The sequence below is a fragment of the Streptomyces thermovulgaris genome (assembly GCF_002155915.1).
Classification (GTDB): domain Bacteria; phylum Actinomycetota; class Actinomycetes; order Streptomycetales; family Streptomycetaceae; genus Streptomyces; species Streptomyces thermovulgaris.
The window spans coordinates 1-2,320 of sequence record NZ_MUME01000189.1 but is presented as its reverse complement, the minus strand read 5'-3'; the positions used below and the strand labels follow the sequence as shown (position 1 = coordinate 2,320).

At 72.4% G+C, this 2,320-nt stretch carries 1 protein-coding gene and 1 pseudogene; both read right to left on the bottom strand.

Annotation, left to right across the window (positions count from 1 at the left end):
- Positions 1 to 142 precede the first annotated feature (142 nt).
- Entirely contained in the window at positions 143 to 565 is a 423-nt protein-coding gene (locus CCN35_RS16415; RefSeq protein ID WP_236560637.1) for a hypothetical protein, read from the bottom strand.
- A gap of 497 nt (positions 566 to 1,062) precedes the next feature.
- A pseudogene (locus CCN35_RS16410) lies at positions 1,063 to 2,320 on the bottom strand (outer membrane protein assembly factor BamB family protein); the annotation flags it as partial.

Genomic DNA, 2,320 nt, shown 5'->3' with positions numbered 1-2,320 from the left:
GCCATCGCCGCAGGCGACGCGCAGCGCCCTTGACCCGGTCCGCGGAAGCACGACACTGACCCGAGAAGCGGGCGGCCCCACGGCCACGTCGTCAGGCCACGGCCACCCCACCCCCACACCCCGACCCAGCAGGACCCGGTTCTCACTCCGCCGGCGGGGCCTTCGGGGAGAGGTCGCAGTGGTCCACCTTGGCGATGGGGGCGCGGCGGGGGACGGGCACTCTCACGATCGTCTTCCCGTCCGCCGGCACCTCGGCCTCCTCCTGCTTGGAGGCGATCTTGAGGTTGCGGGCGTCCTTGAAGGTGACGGTGACGACGAAGCGGCCGTCGATGCTGCTGGGGTTGGTGACCTCGACCGTCGCGTACGGCTTCCTCTTCGTGGCGCAGCTCAGCAGCCTCACCGTCGCGTTCTCCCGGTCCGAGCCGCTCGTGCCGGAGGCGCCGCCGCTGCCGTGGTCGTCGTGGTGGTCGTTGTAGCCGCCGTTGTATCTGCCGTTGTAGCCGTCGTACGGGTCCCGGTACGAACCGGAGCCGTACAAGTCGTCCCGGTCGTCGTCCTTGTACACGCCGCTCCTGGACGAGGACGACGAGCTGTCGTGGTCCTGGCGGGAGCTGCTGCAACCGCCCCCGCTGCCGTTTCCCCCGCTGCGGTGTCCGTGACCCCGCCCGGTGGTGAACCCCGTCAGGCAGAGGACCACCGCTACCGACACCGCCGCAAACCTGAGGATGCGCCCCCGTGTCTTCATGCCCTCAGGCTAGTGCCGCGTTTGTCACAGCCATGCCACTGAATGGCGACCATCGTGTACTCGTCGTAGCGTCTTGCGTGTGGACGGTGACGAGTGCGCCGCTCATCTGGACCGACGGCCGCCGTCCGAGGCCCCTTCCGTTGTATTCGGCACGACGGCCGTCACCAGTCCTCGTATCCGGGTCCTGTCCCGGGTACCCGGACTTCCGCGCCGCCGACCGCCGCCGGACCGCCGCGGAGAGCCCTGGAAGGCCGCAGAGGGCGGAGGGAGGACCGTGACGGGCCGGAGGGCCGTGGAGGGCACTGCGGGTCTGCGGGTCAGGCGGTCCCGGTCCGTGCCGTTCCCGTGCCCTTCTCCGCGTCCAGCGCGTACACGCACCGGTCCTTGCTGCACGCGTACACGACCCTGTCCTTGACCACCGGCGAGCCGGTGATCTCGCCGCCGGTGGCGAGCTTCCAGCGGAGCCGGCCGTCGTCGGCCTTGAGGGTGTAGAGCAGGTGGTCGGTGGAGCCGAAGTGGATACGGCCCTCGGCGACCACCGGGGAGCCGACGATCTCGCCGCCCGCCTGGAAGCGCCACTTGGGGGTGCCGGTGACCGCGTCCAGGGTGTAGACGCCGTTGCCGCTGCCGACGTGGACGTGTCCGGCGGCGACCAGCACGGGGTCGATCCCGGAGCGGGCCTCGGTGGCGATGCGCCAGCGGTCGCGGCCGTCGGCGGCGTCCAGGGCGTAGACGGTGCCGAGGTAGTCGGCCAGGTACACCCCGCCGCCGGTCACCGCCGGACCCGGCGCGAAGGCCGGCGGGGAGAGGAAGACCGCCGGGGCCTCGAAGTGCCAGCGGACATGGCCGGCGGCGATGTCGATCGCGATGATGCGGGTGCCGGCCGAGACGTAGACGTAGCCGTCGGACGCCGGGGTGACACGGACCGGTACGCCGCCGCAGGAGGCCGCGTCGCCGATGGGGTAGGCCCAGCGCTCCTCGCCCGTGCGGGCCTCCAGGGCGCGCAGGCGGGCGTCCTGCCAGACGTACACCGTGCCGTCGTGGATGACGGGGCCGGCCTCGGGGGACTCGAAGTCGGTCTGGCAGCCGGTGATCTCCCACAGCTTCTGGCCGTTGGACGCCTCCCAGGCCTGGACGCCGCCGCCCCGGGTGCCGGTGAGGACCGTGCCGCGGTCGGCCTTGAGGGAGTACACCCAGGCGTCGGTCTGCACCCGCCACAGGTCGGTGCCCTCGCGGGCGTCCAGGGCGAACAGGGTGGGGCCGTCGGAGGCGTGGATACGGCCGTCGGCGACCGTCATGGACCAGGCCACGTCCCGAGTCTTGAAGCGGCGCCGGCCGGTGGTCACGTCGAGGGCGTGCACCTCGAAGGAGGTGACGTAGACCAGGTCGTCGGCGACGACCGGGGTGCCCCAGAGGTCGTTGGACATCCGGAAGCGCCAGGGGCGCCAGGTGGTCACGGGCTCCGGGGGAACGGGCGTCGGCGACGAGCGGGCCGGGGCCGATCGGCACCGGGACACCGGGCAGATTCACCGGACCGGAGTCGGGGGCGTCGCCCGGGGGCAGGGGCGGCACGGG